At 65.9% G+C, this 17,840-nt stretch carries 16 protein-coding genes; 8 read left to right on the forward strand and 8 right to left on the reverse strand.

Annotated elements, in window-relative coordinates; translation table 11 throughout:
• The coding region (locus Q5H94_RS00005; protein ID WP_304558882.1) for an FG-GAP repeat domain-containing protein at positions 1-575 on the forward strand (575 nt) is incomplete at its 5' end.
• A gap of 160 nt (positions 576-735) precedes the next feature.
• Entirely contained in the window at positions 736-1,590 is an 855-nt protein-coding gene (locus tag Q5H94_RS00010) for a helix-turn-helix domain-containing protein (protein ID WP_304558884.1), read from the forward strand.
• Between the two features lie 37 nt (positions 1,591-1,627).
• On the opposite strand, the gene Q5H94_RS00015 is transcribed toward Q5H94_RS00010, so the two are convergent.
• From Q5H94_RS00015 to Q5H94_RS00040, 6 genes are all read right to left on the reverse strand, one after another.
• Complete coding sequence (locus Q5H94_RS00015; RefSeq protein WP_304558885.1) at positions 1,628-2,458, reverse strand: TorF family putative porin; 831 nt, start codon at positions 2,456-2,458, stop codon at positions 1,628-1,630.
• A 253-nt stretch (positions 2,459-2,711) separates the two neighbouring features.
• Complete coding sequence (locus Q5H94_RS00020) at positions 2,712-4,232, reverse strand: SulP family inorganic anion transporter (RefSeq protein WP_304558887.1); 1,521 nt, start codon at positions 4,230-4,232, stop codon at positions 2,712-2,714.
• The gene (locus tag Q5H94_RS00025) at positions 4,229-4,924 is read right to left on the reverse strand and encodes a carbonic anhydrase (protein WP_304558888.1); all 696 of its coding nucleotides are present in this window, start codon (positions 4,922-4,924) and stop codon (positions 4,229-4,231) included. Before Q5H94_RS00025 ends, Q5H94_RS00020 begins: the two co-directional genes overlap by 4 nt.
• A 394-nt stretch (positions 4,925-5,318) precedes the next feature.
• Positions 5,319-6,671 carry a glycosyltransferase gene (locus Q5H94_RS00030; protein ID WP_341850076.1) on the reverse strand — a complete coding sequence of 451 codons (1,353 nt, stop codon included), beginning with the start codon at positions 6,669-6,671 and terminating at the stop codon, positions 5,319-5,321.
• 9 nt (positions 6,672-6,680) lie between these two features.
• A complete protein-coding gene (locus tag Q5H94_RS00035) occupies positions 6,681-7,976 on the reverse strand; it encodes an ATP-binding protein (RefSeq protein WP_304558891.1) in 1,296 nt (431 codons plus the stop codon).
• Between the two features lie 14 nt (positions 7,977-7,990).
• The gene (locus tag Q5H94_RS00040; RefSeq protein ID WP_304558893.1) at positions 7,991-8,701 is read right to left on the reverse strand and encodes a response regulator transcription factor; all 711 of its coding nucleotides are present in this window, start codon (positions 8,699-8,701) and stop codon (positions 7,991-7,993) included.
• A gap of 201 nt (positions 8,702-8,902) precedes the next feature.
• On the opposite strand from Q5H94_RS00040, the gene Q5H94_RS00045 reads away from it, so the two are divergent.
• On the forward strand, positions 8,903-9,175 hold the full coding sequence (locus tag Q5H94_RS00045; protein WP_304558894.1) for a hypothetical protein: 273 nt from the start codon (positions 8,903-8,905) through the stop codon (positions 9,173-9,175).
• 103 nt (positions 9,176-9,278) lie between these two features.
• Here Q5H94_RS00045 and Q5H94_RS00050 read toward each other — a convergent pair whose 3' ends face one another.
• Both Q5H94_RS00050 and Q5H94_RS00055 read right to left on the reverse strand, forming a co-directional pair.
• Positions 9,279-10,253, reverse strand: a complete 975-nt coding sequence (locus Q5H94_RS00050; RefSeq protein ID WP_304558895.1) for a DUF6607 family protein — start codon at positions 10,251-10,253, stop codon at positions 9,279-9,281.
• Between the two features lie 17 nt (positions 10,254-10,270).
• On the reverse strand, positions 10,271-12,526 hold the full coding sequence (locus Q5H94_RS00055) for a TonB-dependent hemoglobin/transferrin/lactoferrin family receptor (protein WP_304558897.1): 2,256 nt from the start codon (positions 12,524-12,526) through the stop codon (positions 10,271-10,273).
• A 171-nt stretch (positions 12,527-12,697) separates the two neighbouring features.
• Here Q5H94_RS00055 and Q5H94_RS00060 point away from each other — a divergent pair, with 171 nt between their 5' ends.
• The 5 genes from Q5H94_RS00060 (at position 12,698) to Q5H94_RS00080 (ending at position 17,840) form a co-directional block, all read left to right on the forward strand.
• Positions 12,698-13,147 (forward strand): hypothetical protein, encoded by a 450-nt coding sequence (locus tag Q5H94_RS00060; RefSeq protein WP_304558899.1) that lies wholly within the window; start codon positions 12,698-12,700, stop codon positions 13,145-13,147.
• A gap of 11 nt (positions 13,148-13,158) precedes the next feature.
• Entirely contained in the window at positions 13,159-13,947 is a 789-nt protein-coding gene (locus Q5H94_RS00065; protein ID WP_304559731.1) for a ferredoxin--NADP reductase, read from the forward strand.
• An 82-nt stretch (positions 13,948-14,029) separates the two neighbouring features.
• On the forward strand, positions 14,030-15,169 hold the full coding sequence (locus Q5H94_RS00070; protein ID WP_304558900.1) for a bile acid:sodium symporter family protein: 1,140 nt from the start codon (positions 14,030-14,032) through the stop codon (positions 15,167-15,169).
• The gene (locus Q5H94_RS00075; protein ID WP_304558901.1) at positions 15,166-16,494 is read left to right on the forward strand and encodes an AtzE family amidohydrolase; all 1,329 of its coding nucleotides are present in this window, start codon (positions 15,166-15,168) and stop codon (positions 16,492-16,494) included. Before Q5H94_RS00070 ends, Q5H94_RS00075 begins: the two co-directional genes overlap by 4 nt.
• On the forward strand, positions 16,491-17,840 hold the full coding sequence (locus Q5H94_RS00080; RefSeq protein ID WP_304558902.1) for an NCS2 family permease: 1,350 nt from the start codon (positions 16,491-16,493) through the stop codon (positions 17,838-17,840). The genes Q5H94_RS00075 and Q5H94_RS00080 overlap by 4 nt, the downstream gene beginning before the upstream one ends.

A 17,840-nucleotide genomic window follows, 5' to 3' on the forward strand; every position in this document is an offset into this window, starting at 1 on the left:
GGGACGATATCCTCTGGCGCAACGCGAACGGTCAGGTGATCGACTGGCTGTCGAACGGCACCGGCTTCTCCGACAATCCGGCATTGCCCAAGCAGCAAAGCAACGACTGGCATCTTGCCGGGACCGGCGACTTCAACGGCGACGGCAAGGCCGATATCCTGTGGCGTCACGCCGACGGTTCGGTCACGACCTGGCTGTCGAACGGAACGTCGTTCGACGAGAGCGGCACGACCCGCAGTCTGGGCAACGACTGGCACGTGGCCGGGACGGGCGATTTCAACGGCGACGGCAAGGATGACATCCTCTGGCAGAACGACAGCGGCATGGTTACCGACTGGCTTTCGAACGGCAGTGGATTCATCGACAACGCCGCCGCCATGAAGGATCCGGGCGCTGGCTGGCACGTCCAGACGGTCTCCGATCTCAACGGCGACGGGCGCGCCGATATCGTTTGGCGCAATGACAGCGGACTTGTGAGTTCGTGGCTCTCCAACGGGTCTGGTTTTGCCGACAGCAACGCGATCAATCGCAATCTGGACAATGCCTGGAAAATCCAGGGCGATCATTTCTGGTGAAATGATCGCCCTGGATTTGGCTTGAGGCAAATCAATTTATATGACGGCACCGCCAAGGTAGTTGCCTGAACGTGCCATCTACGCACGATTATGTCGCTGATTTTGACGAAAACCGTTGAAATTGCTTGTTCGTCGCGCCGCGATGTCTGAAAAGTCAGGCATGACGGAACTGACACTCGATTTTCGGCAACCGAGCCCGGCCTTCGCGGATCATTTTTCGTTTTTCTACCATTTCCAGCAGGGCGACGAAGTCTTCGAGATGGTCGATCGCGCCGATTTCGCGCAGCTCCGCTTCATCCTGCGCGGCGATGGCCGGTGCCAGTTCGTGGATGGCACGGTTCAGGACATGCCCGACATCTACATCCAGGGGCCGACCACCGGTAATACGCTGATCACCGGGACGGGGGATGCCGATGTGATCGGTGTGGGCCTGATGCCGGCGGGCTGGGCCGCGCTGGTGCCGATGGACGCTTCGGCGGCTGCGAACCGGCTGTTCGATGCCGACGATCTGCTTGGCCCCGCGGTCACCGAAACGCGCGATCGACTTCTAGCCACAACGGATTTTGACGCGCGCGTGAAGATCTTCGAGGCGCTTCTCACCGGCCTGATGGCCGACCGCAAGGCGGGATATCACGATTTCGTGGCGGCGGTGAATCAATGGCTGGTGGATTCCGTCACGCCGGACGTCAACGAGCTGGCGGAACGGACGGGGCTTTCGGCGAGCCAGGTGCAGCGCGGGTGCAAGCGCTATTTCGGGTCGCCGCCCAAGCTGCTTGCGCGTAAATACAGGGCTTTGCGTGCGGCAATCGCGCTGACGCACAAGGATGGCGATCTCGATGATATCCTGGCGGAGGGGTTTTACGACCAGTCGCACTTCATTCGCGAGCTGAAGCATTTCACCGGCATGACCCCGGCTGCGTTCGCGGGTGAGCCGACCGTCCTCAACCAGCAGATCGCCAAGCGGATCGAGCTCGAGCGCAACAACCCGATGCAGCGCTCCACCGTCATCACATAAAGCGGCGCGGACCCGAAGGCCCGCGCCGCATGAACGATCAGAAGGCTGCGGTCGCCGAGAACAGCACCTTGCCCGATGCGATCGAGGAGCCGTCCTTGGTGCTCGAGAAGTTCGGCTGCAGATAAAGCGACTTGGCGGTACTGATATCGGTGCCGACGAACGACACGCCGAACGTCACCGGCGAGAAGGTGATGTCCGCGCCGACCATATAGTCGATATAGCTGCCGGTCGGCGTCACGCTGGTGCCGTTCGGGCCGAGGCCGGGATTGCCCTTCGAATAGCCGAGGTGCGCCTTGACGGTGACGGGCGTGCTGGGGATGGCGGTGCTGGCGTCGCCCCAGATGTAGAAATTGTCCTCGGTGTCGCCGATGCGGCTTTCCGGCGTGTTGCTCCAGTTACCGAGCGCCTGCTGCTCGGGTGCATAAGCGACGCCGACGAGAAGGTTCACCGGACCGGCGGTGCCGCTCACCTTCACATAAGGCTCTGCGAAATCGGTCTTATCGGCACCGCCCGGATACATATACCAGGTAAGGCCGACATCGACCGAGACACCGCCACCGAGCGACCGCTTGTAGCCCGCGATCAGATCGAGTTCGGTATTGGAACCGCCGAACTGGCCCCAGCCGGCGAGGTTCGAGCCCCATGCGCCGGCGTAGAAGCCGCTTTCGTGCGTGGCGGTGATGCCCGCCTGGAAAGCCATGTGCTTGTCGGACTGCGAGACGCCACGAAAGCGATAGTCGCTGACGATCGTGGCGCTGCCGGAAAAGGTGATCGGCTTGGGCGGCGCTTCTTCCTGAGCGAAAGCGGGCGTGGCGAACGCGAACCCGAATGCGAGCGCAGTGGCTGCCGAAACGAAAGACTTCTTCATTGGAGACCATCCCCTTTTAGGTGAATGTCCCCGCCTACGGGCCCGCGGTGGTGCGAACTCTGTGCCGGAGGTCGTCGGCCCGGCTCGCATCCACCGCGATGCTCCTCTCCTGACACCCGGGCTTGTCTCAACCGTTGCCCGACGGTGTCAAAACATTGCTACGACCGCTTCGTGTTGCGGTGCGGCATATTTGCAACGTCCCCTTTATAGTGTCGGCCCGCCCATTGTTGGGCAGGCCGACGCCTTCATTCCATCATACCGCCAGCCGCTTGAGCTGGTACGGCGATCCCAGCAGTTCGACCTCGTTGCCGCGCTTGGCCGCGCGTTGCAGCCACTCGCGCAGCAACTCGGCGCAGCTGTGATCGATCGCCGGCACCTGGTGCAGATCGAGCGTCACTGGCTTGCCGTCGGGCACCGCATCGAACGCGGTGTTGAGCTTGGGCACGCTGATAAAGGTTGCGGAGCCGGTGAGGCGGACGTGGCTGCGTTCCGCTCCGTGATCGCTATCGACCTTGAGGCGCAGGCTTCGGACGTGCGGCACCAGTTCGACCAGCGAGAGCGCGAGGCCGGCCAGCACGCCAGTCAGCAGATCGGTCGTCACCACCAGCGCGAAGGTCACCACCCAGATCGCGGCGGGCAGCAGGCCGTAGTGCGAGAAGAGGTGCGTGACATGCTTGAGGCTGACGAGCCGCGCGCCAGTGACGACCAGCACGCCGCCGAGCGCGGCCATCGGGATCTCGCGCAGCAGCCAGGGGAGCAGTGCCACGAAGCCGAGGATCCACGCGCCGTGCAGGATCGTGGACATGCGCGTCACGGCACCCGCCTGCACGTTGGCCGACGAGCGCACGATGACGCCCGTCATGGGAAGCGCGCCGGCCGCACCGCACAGCATGTTGCCGATGCCCTGCGCGCGCAGTTCCTTGTTATAGTCGGTGCGCACGCCGTCGTGCATGCGATCGACCGCCGCCGCCGAGAGCAGGGTTTCCGCCGAGGCGATGAAGGCGATGGCGAGCGCCGTCATCAGCACAGCCGGGTTGCCGAGCGGGCTCAGGAACCCGGCACCGGGCGTCTCGACCGCCGAGATGATCGATTCGGGCACGTTCACGCGCACGACATCGAGGCCGAAGAAGAAGGCGAACAAGGTCGCGCCGACCACGCCGATCAGCGCGCCGGGCACGAGCTTCAGCGCAACCGGACGGAACTTGTCCCAGCTCAGCATCAGCGCGATGGTGAGGAGGCCGACGATCAGCGCCAGCTCGGTCGAGGCGATGTTATTCGGCTCCAGGCCCATGACCCGGCCCGGCATCGCGGCGAGGTTCTCGAGCCCGTTCGACAGCGGCTTGGCGTCGAACAGGGTATGGAACTGCCCGACGACGATCAGAGCGCCGATACCTGCGAGCATGCCGTGGACGACGGCGGGCGAGATCGCGCGGAACCAGCCGCCGAGCTTCAGAACGCCCGCGATCAACTGCAGCGCACCGGCGAGTAGCAGGATCGGGCCGAGCGCGGAGATGCCGTGATCGCGCACCAGTTCGAAAACGATGACGGCGAGGCCGGCCGCCGGGCCGCTGACCTGCAGCGGCGATCCGGCGAGGAAGCCGACGACGAGGCCGCCGATGATGCCCGTCACCAGGCCTTTCTCGGGCGGGACGCCCGAGGCGATCGCGATGCCCATGCAGAGCGGCATCGCGACGAGGAAGACCACGACCGAGGCCGCGAGATCCTTGACCATCCAGCCCTGAGGCTTTTCGGCACTGGTGACGGGCGTGCTCATTCCGCCGCCTCCGGCCAGGCGAACGACGCGGCGAAGCGCTGACCGGCGGGGTGTGCGACCGGCAGCGGCGTGCCTTCACGCACCGTCTCGAAGCGGCCGCTCACGCCGTCGAGCGCGAGGATCTGACCGGCGTGGATATCGACGAACCAGCCGTGCAGCGAAATCTCGCCACGCGCGATGCCGGCCGCGACCGACGGGTGCGTGCGCAGGTTGGCGAGCTGGGCGACGACGTTCTCGAGCGAGATGGCGTGGACGCGCTCGGCCGGCTCCAGTTCGCCGTAACCGCTGTCGACCACGCTTGCCGCCGCCGAGCTGTGGCGCAGCCATGCGGCGACGTTGGGCATGGTGGCGAGCGGGGCCGGGTTGGCGACTGCCTTCATCGCGCCGCAGTCCGAATGGCCGCAGACGATGATGTCGCGGATGCCGAGCGCGAGGACGGCATATTCGACGGTCGAGGTGACGCCGCCGTTCTGCGTGGCGTAGGGCGGTACGATGTTGCCTGCATTGCGGCACACGAACAGGTCGCCGGGGGCGGCGGCCAGGATATGTTCGGGGACGATGCGCGAATCGGCGCAGGAGATCATCAGCGCCTTGGGGCTCTGGCCGTCACGGACCAGTTTGGCGAAGAGATCGCTCTGGTTGGGGAAGACATTCCGCTCGAAGCTGAAGATCCGTCCGATCAACTCGTTCATCTGGCATTCCTTTGGTACGCTGGAATGCCCGGATTTAAACCATCAGTTTTGCTGCGGCGCGGCGCGGAAGTGACGAAGTGTTGCTATGCGCAGCGGCGGCGGGAGGGGCCCGGAAACGCAGCTTCGTCGACACGCAAAGTGATACCTTGCTTGACAGATTGACACCTGAATCGAAACTGTAAGCCGCGATTGTTTCCAAAATCGTGCCAATCGAACGCGGAAAATCACACTGAGGCGACAGTGTCGCGTGTGTATCGCGCGACGGAGCCCGGTGAGGATGTGCTGCTGCACAGCGTTCTTGAGCGGCCGACGATGGGAAAGAGCGGCAGCGACTATCGCAGATACACGGCGTGTAGGACAGGGCGACTATCCGCCCCGCAAAAAGGCCGTCGAACTAGAGCCGATCCGCCGCCAGCACCTCCCGCGCGACGCTTGCGCGATTGTCGCGCATCCGATCCGGCGCTTGCCCGTCGAGACCGGGCGATTCCAGCACCCGCCTGAAAATGTCCAGATAGTCCGGCGCGCCTTTCTCGATCGTGAAACGGGCGGCCTGACGTTTCATGTCCGGTAGGCTGATGGGGGATGCATTTGCCTGCCGCATGGCATGGCCGAACGCCTCGCGATCCCCGGTCGGGACGAGCGTGCCCAAACGACCGTTGCCGAGGAGTTCGGACATGGCGACGCTGCATTGCGTCGCAACGATCGGCAGGCCGGCGGCCAGCGCTTCTATCACGACTGCGGGCACGCCTTCGTAATCGGAGGAGAGGACGAACGTGTCTGCTCGGGCGAGCCAGTCGTCCGCACTGCCATGACCGGGCAAGGAAACCTGGCTTTCCAGATGCAGTTCGGCGACCAGCCGTTCGAGTTTCCCCCGCTGGACGCCTTCGCCCAGGATGACCAGCCTGTCGTCCGCCCGCGCAATGTCAGCGAAGGCTTCGATCAAGAGGGCGAAGTTCTTTTGTTGAACGAGCCGTCCGACGGCGAGGAAGGTTTGGCCGCTATGCGATCTGTCGATCCGCAGCGGACCCCTGGAACTGAGCAAATCGAGTTGCGCCGCCGATAGAGCAGGATCGGGGACGATCGAGACACGCTCTGTCGCGACATCGAAAGCAGCGACGATCTCGGCACGGTTGGCATCCGCCATCCCCACGAGATGATCGATGTGCCGACCCTGGATACGCAACCATTTTCGATAGAAAAATCGCGACAATGGCCCCATGTCATCGCGGCCCAGATCGTTGCTGACTTTTGCGACGATGGGAGGGCAGCTACGCCCTAGCAGCAATTTCAGCAGGACGGCGAAGATCGTGTAGGTATTGCCGCCCACGAAAATGACGTCTGGCCGATGCCGTCGTATCAGGCCGGGCAACCAACGCAGCATTTTCAGGGATTTGCCGGGTATCCAGCGGCTTTCGGGAAGAAAAGCGTAGGGAAGGGCAGGCGCGGCGGCGCGGTAGTCCGCGTTGTCCTTGCCGACGATGATGCTCACCGCAGCACCCGAGTCCCTCCAGGCGGAGACCAGCCTGAGCGCGACTTTCTCCACGCCTCCAGGCTCGAAGCCGTGGATGAAGGTTAGAATTCTCATGGGCCGCCGGGTATCCGATCGAAGCGGCATTATCGATTGCTTTTGTGCAGACGAGTGTCGGCGGGCCGCCTCCCGCAAGCATGCGGGGTTTCGCCGTCGGCAACTGAGGTCGTTCGCTTTTCCATCATATCTGATCGACGCCGTCGAACGGCGAAACCGCATCCCGCGGGGCTAAGCGTTCAGCGTGATCGTCGCGCGCAAGCCCCCTTCGGGGCGATTGGCGAGGGTCAGTACGCCTTTTTCGGCTCCCACGACGCGGGCGACGATGGCAAGGCCGAGGCCGAGGCCGCCGGTGTTGCGCGCGCGGGCATCGTCGAGGCGGGTGAAGGGTTCCAGCACGTCGGCGAGCTTGTCCTCGGGGATGCCGGGGCCGTTGTCCTCGACGCGGAGCACGATCTCGGTCGCGGTCTTGTCGAGCGTCACGTGCGCACAGCCGCCATAGTGGAGCGCGTTCTCGATCAGGTTGGAGATCGCGCGGCGGATTGCCGAGGACCGCAATGTCATTTCGAGGTGATCGGGCCCGCGATAGGTCGCGTCGAAGCCGCGATCGGCACAGCGTTCGACCAACGTCGAGGTCAGCACGGCGAGGTCGGTCAGCGCCGGCTTTTCGGGATCAGCCTGCCCGCCGTAGAACGCGAGCAGCGAGGTGATCATGTCGTTCATCTCGGCGACGTCGTCGACCAGTTCCTCGCGCAATGCATCATCGGCGACCTCGTCGATGCGCAACTGCAACCGCGCGAGCGGCGTGCGCAGATCGTGGCTGACCGACGCCAGGGCCTGGGTGCGGCTTTCGAGCAGATCGTGAATCCGGTCCTGCATCTCGTTGAAGGCGTGAATCAGGCTGCGGACCTCGGGCGAGCCGGCCTCCTTGACAGGCACGCGCGTGCCGAGCCCGACCAGCCGCGCCGCGCGCATCAGCGTGCGCAAGGGGGCGATGGTGGAGCGGATGAGGAGGCCGCTGAACACCAGCAGCAGCAATGCGGGCACGAAGGCGCGCAGGACGCGGCCGACCGAGAGTTTCCAGCCGCCGTCGAGTGCTTCCTTCATCTGAAAGGTCAGCCAGCTGCCATCGGCGAGCCGCAGCGCACCGTGGACGCTGGAGCCGTCCTGCAGCGGCGGGAGACGAAGTTGCAGCTTAGAGCGAGCGAGATCGGGTTCCCACGCGACGATCTGGCGCTGCATGCTCGCCAGTTGCGGGCGGAAGGAGGAGCGGCTCGGCGGGGTGACGGTCCAGCCGACGACGTAGCGATCGGTGACGAGCTCGCGCGCGATGCGGGGGCGCTCCGGCGGCGGGCGTTCGTCGAGCAGTTTGCGCGCGACGACGAGATGCTCGGCGAGGCGGTGCGCCTCGTCCTCCTGCAGCGATAGTTCGGAGGCGCGTTCGTAGAGTAGCGTGCTTGCGCTGAATTCGACGACGACCGTCAGCAACAGGATGATGAGGAGCCGACCGAGCAGCCCCAACGACACATTCTTGATGTGCGTCAGGATCGCGTCACCTCGGCCTTCAGCATGTATCCGATGCCGCGGACGGTGATGATCGGCGCTTCCTTGCCCGACGCCGACAGCTTGCGGCGCAGGCGGCTGACCAGCACGTCGATGCTGCGATCCGAACTGTCGGCGAGGCGGGTGCGGGACAGCTCGATCAGCCGTTCGCGCGCGATAACGCGCTGTGGCTGGGCGACGAAGGTGGCGAGCAGATCGAACTCGGCGCCCGTCAGATCGATGGTGGCGCCGCTCTGCGCGCGCAGCTCGCGCCTGGGGAAGTTGACGACGAAGCCGTCGAACTCCGCCTCGTCCTGGCGATCCGCCGCGACCATGCCGTCGCTCGAACGGCGGCGCAGCACGGCGCGGACACGAGCGACGAGCTCGCGCGTGCCGAAGGGTTTGGGGAGATAGTCGTCGGCGCCAAGCTCGAGCCCCATGACGCGGTCGGCCTCGCTGCCGCGCGCGCTGACGAAGATGATCGGCACGTCGCTCTTGCGGCGGATCTGGCGGCAGAGATCGATGCCGTTGGTGCCCGGCAACATGATGTCGAGCACGACGAGATCGACCGGCCCGCCTTCGAACGCGATCCACATTTCGGGCGCGGTCGCGGCCTGGCGAACGGAATATCCATTCTCGCGGAGGGCGCGGGCGGTAAGGGTACGCAGGGGCGGGTCGTCTTCGACAAGGACGATGGAAGTTTCGCTCATGAACGCGGACGTAGGCCCCGTCGCGGATGCGATCAACCGTCTGTTGCTGCCCGGTTCGGGGTTCAAGAGGTCGAGCAATGATTTGTCACGGTAAGGCAATTATACAGCCATTTCGCGGACATGCTTCCTCACAATCGCGACAGGCGCGCGCAAAGAGGCAGACATATTTCTCGATCATCGATCCTGATGAAGAGGTATGCAATGTCTTTCCTGAAATTCGCAGCGCTCCCGCTCGCTCTCATTGCCGCCCCGGTCGCGGCGCAGTCGCTGACCGACACGCACACGCAGCGCTGGAACCAGGCGGGCAAGCTGCCCATTGTGACGCATCACCAGATCCGCGGCAATGGCTGCACCACCAATGCCGCGCCGATGCACCTGAGCGGCAAGTCGCAGTACGCGCCGCACGCCAAGCAGGATTGCAGTGCCGATTTTGCCAAGGCCAAGACCGCCAAGGTCGAGGTCGCCGGCAACTGAGCCCCCCCCGGCCCGGCCCGTCGTGAAGCGCGTCCTCGTGCCGCGGCGGGCCGGTTTGCCGTGAAATAAGCGGGCGGGCCCGGGGAGACCCGCCCGCCCCCCCTTATTTCGTGACCTCTGCGATCACCGCCCTGGCCTTTGCGACCGCGTCGGCTGTCTTGAGCTTTCCGGCCTGTACGTCATCCGCGAAACCCATCAGACGCGAGCCCGACGCCGAGCCCGTCTCCGCGACTTCGGCGACCTTGACGCCCTTGCCGCGCGTGATCGCCGCGTCCCAGTCGGCGCGGACGGCCGCCCAATAGTCCTTCGTCGCCTTCCAATATGTATCGGCCGACGCGACGTCGAAGGCGCTGTCCTTCACGTAGGTGTTGAGCACGCTTTCCTGCACGAACGGCACCAGCTTTCCGTCGACCAGCCCTTCCTTGATATTGTCCTGCCAGTGGATCCAGCCGGCGGGCGAGGGGGAGTGGCGGTTGATGCCGAGATAGCGGTCGTAGGGCGGATGCCGCACTGCGTCGCGCCGGGCGAGCGGGCGCCACGTCCAGTTCGAGCGCCAGCGTCGCACGCCGCCCTCCTCGGTCCACTGGCCCCAGCCGCCGTAACGAGGGCTGTCGTCGGTCTGCCACACGGTCTGCGACCAGCGGCCGGCACGCATCGCGGCGGGCACGTCCTCCAGTCTCCAAGTGCCCTGGCCGGCATAGGTCAGGACGGTGGCGGGCTCGTAGACCCAATCCTGCCGCCAATGCTTGATGACGAAGGTCTTTTTCGCGTCGTCGGTGACGACGAGCAGATGCTGGAGGACGATCGTGCGGCCGGTATCGACGATCGCGCGGACGACCTCATGCCCGCCGGAGATCTTGGCAGGGATCGGCGTGTAGCCTTCGCGCCACGGCGTCGTCTCCTTCATGTCGAACGTGACCTTGAAAGTGCCCGCCATCGCCAGGATCGAGGCGCGGTCGGCGTCGAACGCGGCCTTCTGATCGGTGGCGGACTTGGCGGTGACGGGACCGTCGGCGAGGGCGGGCATCGCCGGCGTCAGCGCGAAGGCGGCGGCGAGAAGGGCAATACGGAGTTTCATGCGAGTGATCCTCATTATCAGAATCGGAGCGAAAGCGAGATAGACGCATTGCGGCCCGGTTGGGTATAGGCATCTTTCACCGTCGACGTGTCGGCGAGGCCGCGCACGTCGCTCCACCAGGCGTATTTTGTGTCGAGCAGATTGAAGACGCCCGCGCGCAGCGTTGCGAAATCGGCGATGCGGACATAGGCGGTCGCGTCGAGGATGGTGAAATCGCCGGGGCGGTATGCGCCTGCGGGTGCGGCCTCGAGTTCCTTCTGTGCCGAATGCGTCATGATGATCTGGCCGCCGAAGCGCTTGCCGGGATCGTCATAGCCGAGGCCCATCACCAGCTTGAGCGGATCGATTGTCGAGAGAGGGGACTTCGCGCCGCCCGCGCCGGTGACGGTGCCGATCGCGTAGCTGATCGCGACGCGCGCGCTGAGGCCATTGGGCGAACTCAGCGCGAGCGACCCTTCCGCGCCCTTGATGCGGACGCGGTTGAGATTGACGAACTGGTAGATCACCGGGTTCGCGACCGTGCCGGTGCCGCCGACCATCTCCTGACTGATGAAGTTGGAATAGCCGCCGGTGAAGGCCGTGCCCGAGAGCCGCACCGGGCCGCTGCCCACGCGGATGCCGGCCTCCCAGGTCTCGCTCGTTTCGGGGCGGAGGTTGGGGTTGGGGATCGAGCGATAGGCGAAGCCGACGCCGTTGGGATTGTCGAAGAACTGGTTCACCTGCGTCGGCGAGGGCGCCTTGAAACCGCGCGCATAGTTGACGAAGATATTGCCGCCGCCGGGGATTTTCACCAGCGCGCCGATCTTGGGCGAGAGGCGCGATCCGTCCTGGCCGCTCGGCGTGGTCGATGCGCCGGGAATGAGCGCGTCGATCTTCGGGGTGAGCTTGTAATAGTCGAGGCGCAGCGCCGGGAAAAGCTGGAAACGCCCTTCGAACAGGCTGATCGTATCGGCGAGATAGCCGCCGGCCAGCACGTAGTCGGTGATCGGGAAGGCGCGCGTCGGGAAGACGTCGGGCGCGGTCGGGAGAGTACCGTCGCGGATGCCCTCCTGCCGGGTGACGCTGACGTCTCCGCCGAACGCGAGCTTGTTGCCGATGCCGCCGATATCGAAGCTGCTGCGCGCCTCGACACTGACGCCCCAGACCTGATTGTCGAAAGTGCTGATGCGAATGCGGTCGGCGGCGGTGTTGCGATCCTCGGCAGTGAACTGGCGGTTCTTGCCCTTCTGATACCAGCCGGTGACCTGCGCGAAGTCGATCGCGCCTTCGCCGGTGTAGCGCCAGTCGAGGCTGATGCGGTCGCGCTTGATCGTATCCTCGGCGGTGAGGCCGATCACGCTGGTCGCGGCCGTGGGCACCGCAGCGACGCCGCTAAGCACGTTGGTGAAGGCGTAAGCGTCGTAATGATCGAGCGTCAGGCGGATGCGGTGGTGATCGTTGGGCTCCCAGACGATCTTGCCGAGCACGGCGTTGGAGCGCGTGTTCTGCGGGTTCGCCTTGGTACGCAGCGCATTGGGCGTGTCGATCGTCCCGGCATTCTCATACTCGTGGCCGTCGCGGCGGGTGTAGGACACGACCGCCGACCAGTCGCCCGAGCGGCCGGCGAGGATCGCGGTCTCGGCGAACTGGTTGCTGGAGGAATCGTAGCCGGCGCGCAGCAGGCCGCCGTAAGCATTGCCGTCCTTGAGAAAATCGACCGGATCGCTGGTGACGAAGCTGACCGCGCCGGCGAGGCCGTCCGATCCGTAGAGCGCGGACGCGGGGCCGCGCAGGATCTCGACCGACTTGATGATGCCGAGATCGACATAGTCGCCGCGCCCGGCCGATTGCGCGCCGAATTCGAAGCCATCGGGCACGCGCACGCCATCGACCTGGATCAGCACGCGGTTGCCCTCCAGCCCACGGATGTTGAAGCCGGCGTCGCCGTCGCGACCGGTGACGCCGAGCGCCGCGCCGAAGCGGGTCGGCGCGCGACGCACGCTGACGCCGGGTTCGAAGCGGATCAGATCCTTGATGTCGATGGCGAGGTTGTTGGCGATGTCCTCCGCAGTGATGACCGACACGGTGGCGGGCACTTCGCTGGCCGGGGTGGGGATGCGCGTACCGGTGACGACGACGGGATCCTTGTTCTCGTCGTCGGCGAAGGAGAGGGCGGGTGCCGCCGCGTCCGTTGCCGGGGCCGCGAAAGCCGGTGCTGCGGCGATGGCGGTCGCCGTGCCTGCTAGCAGCAAGGCAAGGCGGCGAACGCCTTCGTTCCGCGGTTGATCTGTCATCATGTCCCTTCCCGTATGCTAATGCGAGTGATTCGCGATTGCGATTAGGAGGCGGGCGAGGGTGCGTCAATCGAGGTTCGTTGCAGCGGCGTTTCGATTTCAAAAGACTGTTGCGAATTAATCGCATTATCGATAGTCGCCTCGGAGCGACATAGACTCTCCGGAGACCCCATGTATTCCTTCGTTGATCGCCCCGTGGATTCGCTCTCGCAAGGCAGCCGTTTCGTCTTGTGGGCAATGCGCCGCTGGACCAGTGCGCGCGAGGCCCACACCTGTCCGCCACATGCGCTGTCGCCATCGTTTCAGGGCATGGGAGCACTTGATGCGTTGAGCCCGTTCCACCTGGGCATGGTTGTGCTAAATTGCCATTCGCGCTTGGCCGTGGAGGTCGCGCAGATCGATCAGCGTCGGATCGGCGCGGACGAAGCGGTACTTCTGGCCTTGTGGCGCGACAGTCTCGATGCTAGCGCCCGCCCGCGCCGCGATGCAACGCTGGTGCAATTGCTCGATACGCGCGCCGACACCGCCGCGCGCCTGTTCGATGCTGCTGCTTCCGCTCTTGCCGAAGCGGGGCTCGCGCCGGACGGGCTGGACCGTAACCCTGCCGGGGAAATTTTGTGAGCGACCATCAAATGCTTACCGCGACCAATTCGCTCAGCGTCGAGACGGTGACGCGCGTCCATCACTGGAACGAGCATCTCTTCACGTTCGCGATCACGCGGCCCGCGAGCTTCCGCTTCCGGTCGGGCGAGTTCGTAATGCTCGGGTTGCCCGATGGCCAGCGTCCGCTGTTGCGCGCCTATTCGATCGCGAGCCCGGCGTATGACGAGGAATTGGAGTTCCTGTCGATCAAGGTGCCCGACGGCCCGCTGACCTCGCGGTTGCAGGGGATCAAGGTCGGCGATCCGATGTTCCTCGGCCGCAAGCCCACCGGCACGCTCGTCGCCGACGCGCTGCTGCCGGGGCGGCGGCTGTATCTGCTGTCGACCGGCACCGGGCTTGCGCCGTTCCTCAGCCTGATCCGCGACCCGGACATCTACGATCGCTTCTCGCAGATCGTGCTTGTCCATTCGGTGCGGCGCGTGAGCGATCTCGCGTTCCACGACACGTTGCAGGCGCAGCTCGCGGGCGACCCGCTGGTGCAGGACCAGGCGCTGCTGCAGTTCCATTATGTGCCGACCGTGACGCGCGAGCCGTTCCACACCAGCCACCGGATCGGCACGCTGGTCGAGAACGGCGCGCTGTTCGCGCCGCCCGTCGCGGGACCGCGCCAGTTCGATCCCGAGCACGACCGCATCATGTTGTGCGGCAGCATGGCGATGATCAAGGAACAGGCCGCCGCGCTCGACGCGCTGGGCTTCACCGAAGGATCGAATGCCGCGCCGGGCCATTATGTGATCGAGCGTGCCTTCGTCGGATGACCACCCTGCGCGCATTTTTGCAACGCAGCATCGTTGTCATTGTGTTGGATCGGTAGGGGGAGACCGGGCATAGTCGCCGACAATGGCGAAGTTCCCGAAACCTTCCTTCTCGATCGATCCCTTCCTGCTGTGCCTGATCGCGGTCGTCGCGGCGGCATCATTGCTGCCGGTGCGCGGCGTGGCGGCGGGTTGGGTCGATCTCGCCGCCGATCTTGCCGTCGCGCTGCTGTTCTTCCTGCACGGCGCGAAGCTGTCGCGCGCGGCGATCGTGCAGGGCATGGGCAACTGGCGGCTGCACGCGCTGGTGCTTGGCTCGACCTATGTGCTGTTTCCCGCGATCGGGCTGGCGCTGATCGCGCTGCTGCAGGGCTGGAGCAACCCGTGGCTGCTGTCGGGCCTGCTGTTCCTGTGCCTGTTGCCCTCGACGGTGCAGTCTTCGATCGCCTTCACCGCGATCGCGCGCGGCAATGTCGCGGCTGCGGTGTGCAGCGCGTCGCTGTCCAACCTGCTCGGCATTTTCGTGACGCCCCTGCTGGTCGCGCTGTTGATGAAGGCCGATGGCGGCGTCGGCGGCGGGAGCGCCGGATCGTCGTGGCATTCGATCTGGACGATCACGGTGCAATTGCTGCTGCCGTTCCTGGCCGGGCATTTCCTGCGCCCGCTGATCGGCGGCTTCGTCGATCGTAACAAGAAGATCCTGCAGCCGGTCGATCGCGGATCGATCCTGCTGGTCGTCTATTCGGCGTTCAGCGCGGCGGTGGTGGGCGGCATCTGGACACAGGTCGGCATCGGCGATCTGCTCGGGCTGGTGGCGCTGAGCGGGGTTATCCTCGCGCTGGTGATGGGGGCCAATCTGATCGTCGCGCGGATGGCGAGCCTGTCGCGCGAGGATTTCATCGTGCTGCTGTTCTGCGGATCGAAGAAGAGCCTCGCGTCGGGCGTGCCGATGGCGGGGGCGCTGTTCGCGCCTGCGCATGTCGGGCTGATCGTGCTGCCGCTGATGATCTTCCACCAGTTGCAGTTGTTCGTCTGCGCGGTGCTGGCGGGGCGGTTCCAGCGCGCGGCAATTGCGGCGGAGGCTGCGGTCGGCTTGCCGCGCAGCGAGGCCGAGATCGGCGCGGCGGCGGCGGCCGTGGGCATGACGATTCCCGAGGCGTGCATGCCAGGTGTCGTCGCCAACATGGCGTTGCTCGACAAGCACGCCGGAAACCTGCGCGGATGAGGGGCGCGATCGAGATTGCGGCGGATGTGCGCGGCGGGCGCGTGCGCGCTCTGCAGATCGTCGAGGAGGCGCTCGCGGCGCTGGTGCGGGACGATCTCGTCGCGGTGACGCGCGTGCTGGCCGACCGCGCGCGCGCGGAGGCGGCGGCGGTCGACGCGACCGTCGCGGCTGGCGGCGATCCGGGGCCGCTGGCGGGCGTGCCTTACGGCGTGAAGGATCTGTTCGACGTCGCGGGTCTGCCGACGCACGCCGGATCGACGCTCTATGCCGGTGCGCCGCCCGCAAGCGGGGATGCCGAGGCGATCCGGCGGCTGCGGGCAGCTGGCGCGGTGCTCGTCGCGACGCTTAACATGGACGAGTTCGCCTATGGCTTCGCGACGATCAACGCGACCTATGGCACCACGCGCAACCCGCACGACCCGAGCCGGCTGGCGGGGGGATCATCGGGCGGATCGGCGGCGATCGTCGCGGTGGGGGTGCTACCGTTTTCGCTGGGATCGGACACGAACGGGTCGATCCGCGTGCCGGCGAGCCTGACCGGCGTCTACGGCCTCAAGCCAGCGCACGGGAGCCTGCCGATGGCGGGGGTTTTCCCGTTCGCCGACAGTTTCGACGATATTGGCCCGTTCGCGCGTTCGGCGGCGGCTTTGAAGCTGGTTTGCGAGGTGCTGGGCGGCGCGGCGATCGACGGGTCGGGCCTGCGCATCGCGATCCTCGGCGGGCGGTTTCGGGAGAACGCCGATCCCGATGCGCTCGCCGCGATGGCGGAGATCGCGCCGGACGCGCCGGTGATCGAACTGCCCGATATCGCGCGCGCGCGATCGGCGGCGTTTGTCATCACGGCTTCGGAGGGGGGCACCTTTCACCGCGCGGCGCTGGCGCGCGATGCGATGGCGTTCGATCCGGCGACGCGCGACCGCCTCCTGGCAGGGGCCTTGATTCCGCGCGGGCTCTACGATGAGGCGCAGGCGTTCCGCGCGGCGTTCAAGGCGCGCATCGCGGCGATGTTGGCGGACTATGACGTGCTGCTCGCGCCCGCCACGCCGACGACAGCGCCGGAGATCGCCGATCCGCGCATCGTGATCGACGGCGCATTGTCGCCGGCGCGCGCCGATCTCGGCATCCATACGCAGCCGATCAGCTTCCTCGGCCTGCCCGCGCTGTCGGTGCCGCTGCGGCGGCCGGGCAGGCTGCCGCTGGGGTTGCAACTGATCGGCAGGCCGGGGGGCGAGGGGGCATTGTTCGCCTTCGCGCGCGCGATCGAGGAAAAGGGGGTGGTCGGCTTCTCGCCGCCGCCGGGGGTCTATCAGGGGGAAATGGTATGACGGATGTCGCGGTAGAGGCTCCGCCAGAGGCAGCCACCTGGCTCGACCGATATTTCAAGCTCGGTGAGCGCGGCACGTCGACGCGGACCGAGGTGCTGGCCGGGTTCACGACCTTCCTGACGATGGCGTATATCGTCCTCGTCAATCCCGCGATCCTGGGGCAGGCGGGGATGCCGGTCGCCGCGGTCGCCGCCGCGACGTGCTTCGCCGCCGCCTTCGCCTCGATCCTGATGGGGTTCGTCGCCAACACGCCGCTCGCGCTGGCGCCGGGCATGGGGCTGAACGCTTACTTCAGCTTCACCGTCGTGCAGGGGATGGGCGTGCCGTGGCCGGTCGCGCTCGGTTGCGTGATGATCTCGGGCATCTGCTTCCTGATCCTGACGCTGACGGGCGTGCGGCAGCTGATCGTGACCGCCATCCCGACCTATCTGTTCGCGGCGGTGGCAGGCGGCATCGGCCTGTTCATCGGCTTCATCGGGCTGAAGAACGCCGGGCTGGTCGCCGCCAATCCGGCGACCTTCGTGGCGCTGGGCGACATGAAATCGCCGGGGGCGGAACTGGCGCTGTTCGGGCTGGTGGTGATCGGCGCGCTCTCCGTGTGGAAAGTGCGCGGGGCGATGCTGATCGGCATCGTCGCGACGACGGTGGCGGCTTGGGTGTTCGGCCTCGTCAAGATTTCGCCCGAGCCGTACAGCCTGTCGGCGCTGACGGGCACGGCGTTCAAGCTCGATCTGGCGGGCGTTTTCAAGCTGAGCGGCGGGCTGGTCGAGATCCTGTTCGTGTTCCTGTTCGTCGACCTGTTCGACAATATCGGCACGTTGGTGGCGGTGACGAAGCGCGCCGGGCTGATGGACAAGGAGGGGCGGATACCGGGGCTCAACCGCATCCTCGTCACCGATGCGGTGGCGACGATGGTGGGGTCGGTCGCGGGGACCAGCACGGTGACGAGCTATGTCGAGAGCGCGGCGGGCGTGCAGGCTGGCGGCCGCACCGGGCTGACGGCGGTGGTGACGGGCGCGCTGTTCCTGCTCACGATGTTCGTGGCGCCCTATGCGCAGATCGTGCCGCTGGCGGCGACGGCGCCCGCGCTCATCATCGTCGGCGGGCTGATGCTGCTGCCGCTGACCGAGGTGGAGTGGGAGGATCCGATGGCAGCGATCCCCGCCTTCCTGACGGTGGCGATGATCCCGCTGACCTTCTCGATCGCCAACGGCCTGGCCTTCGGCATCACCGCCCATGCGGTGCTGACGCTGCTGCGCGGCAAGGCCAAGCTGGGCGACTGGTTCCTGTTCGTGCTGGCGGGGCTGTTCGTGCTGCGCTTCGCGTGGATGAGCGCGGCGGCCTGA

Origin of the sequence: Sphingomonas immobilis (genome assembly GCF_030580995.1) — a bacterium.
In the GTDB taxonomy this organism is placed as follows: Bacteria; Pseudomonadota; Alphaproteobacteria; order Sphingomonadales; family Sphingomonadaceae; genus Sphingomonas; species Sphingomonas immobilis.

Excerpts from the sequence above, each read along its gene's own strand:
- Q5H94_RS00010 (WP_304558884.1), top strand. The coding sequence starts at position 736 with ATGACGGAACTGACACTCGATTTTCGGCAACCGAGCCCGGCCTTCGCG.
- Q5H94_RS00015 (WP_304558885.1), bottom strand. The coding sequence starts at position 2,458 with ATGAAGAAGTCTTTCGTTTCGGCAGCCACTGCGCTCGCATTCGGGTTC.
- Q5H94_RS00020 (WP_304558887.1), bottom strand. The coding sequence starts at position 4,232 with ATGAGCACGCCCGTCACCAGTGCCGAAAAGCCTCAGGGCTGGATGGTC.
- Q5H94_RS00025 (WP_304558888.1), bottom strand. The coding sequence starts at position 4,924 with ATGAACGAGTTGATCGGACGGATCTTCAGCTTCGAGCGGAATGTCTTC.
- Q5H94_RS00030 (WP_341850076.1), bottom strand. The coding sequence starts at position 6,671 with ATGCGGTTTCGCCGTTCGACGGCGTCGATCAGATATGATGGAAAAGCG.
- Q5H94_RS00040 (WP_304558893.1), bottom strand. The coding sequence starts at position 8,701 with ATGAGCGAAACTTCCATCGTCCTTGTCGAAGACGACCCGCCCCTGCGT.
- Q5H94_RS00045 (WP_304558894.1), top strand. The coding sequence starts at position 8,903 with ATGTCTTTCCTGAAATTCGCAGCGCTCCCGCTCGCTCTCATTGCCGCC.
- Q5H94_RS00050 (WP_304558895.1), bottom strand. The coding sequence starts at position 10,253 with ATGAAACTCCGTATTGCCCTTCTCGCCGCCGCCTTCGCGCTGACGCCG.
- Q5H94_RS00055 (WP_304558897.1), bottom strand. The coding sequence starts at position 12,526 with ATGACAGATCAACCGCGGAACGAAGGCGTTCGCCGCCTTGCCTTGCTG.
- Q5H94_RS00060 (WP_304558899.1), top strand. The coding sequence starts at position 12,698 with ATGTATTCCTTCGTTGATCGCCCCGTGGATTCGCTCTCGCAAGGCAGC.
- Q5H94_RS00065 (WP_304559731.1), top strand. The coding sequence starts at position 13,159 with ATGCTTACCGCGACCAATTCGCTCAGCGTCGAGACGGTGACGCGCGTC.
- Q5H94_RS00070 (WP_304558900.1), top strand. The coding sequence starts at position 14,030 with ATGGCGAAGTTCCCGAAACCTTCCTTCTCGATCGATCCCTTCCTGCTG.
- Q5H94_RS00075 (WP_304558901.1), top strand. The coding sequence starts at position 15,166 with ATGAGGGGCGCGATCGAGATTGCGGCGGATGTGCGCGGCGGGCGCGTG.
- Q5H94_RS00080 (WP_304558902.1), top strand. The coding sequence starts at position 16,491 with ATGACGGATGTCGCGGTAGAGGCTCCGCCAGAGGCAGCCACCTGGCTC.